The following is a 692-nucleotide window of genomic DNA, read 5'->3' as shown; positions in this document are numbered from 1 at the left end:
CTCATTACGCACCAATCCGGACAGCGGCTGAATCAGGCGACTGATTCAGTCGCCTCATTCTGACTACTACGTGTCAGCAACTGGTCTCTTGAGCCAGAGTGGACAACTAGCGACATTCGTGAGCATCTGGATTACGGGAAGTTCATGAACCGCCGCCTTCACGCGTGGGCGTTCGCCCGGCTACAGGGTCGAATCGAGGACAAAGCGACCGAGGCAGGGATTCGCGTCGAGTACGTCAACGCGGCGTACACCTCGCAGACGTGCCACGCTTGCGGTCGGCTCGGTCGGCGGAGTCAGCAAGCAGAGTTCGTGTGCCCGCACGACGACTGCCACGTGACAGAGTTCCACGCAGATATTAACGCGGCGGCGAACATCGCACGTCGCGTCAACCCGTGGGGAGAGAGCGTCCGTTGGGAACCCGGACGCGATGACTCGCCACGGGATGGGAGCGCCTGTGACAGCGCCACAGTCCACCGCGAGACGAGTCCGAGAACCGGACAGATGACACTCTCGGCGTACTCGGACTGAAACCTGCCAACCCGGATTCCCCTCGTAGGGGAAGCCCCGCCGTTTACGGCTGTCTCTTACCCACAAGTGCTAACGCCGCAGCTGACGAACCGAGGCTGTAAGATGCGGCATGGTTCACATAGTTGGCGGCCTGATATAGATGATGACGGAGAGTTGTGTGACAT

Annotated in this window: 1 pseudogene; it reads left to right on the top strand. The window is 60.1% G+C overall.

The window, feature by feature from the left end:
• Positions 1–108: 108 nt before the first annotated feature.
• Positions 109–528 (top strand): annotated as a pseudogene (locus tag ACR3FF_RS27270) (zinc ribbon domain-containing protein); the annotation flags it as partial.
• Between the last annotated feature and the right edge of the window lie 164 nt (positions 529–692).

Source organism: Haladaptatus ordinarius (genome assembly GCF_054177595.1).
This window is presented reverse-complemented; position numbering and strand designations above follow the sequence as displayed.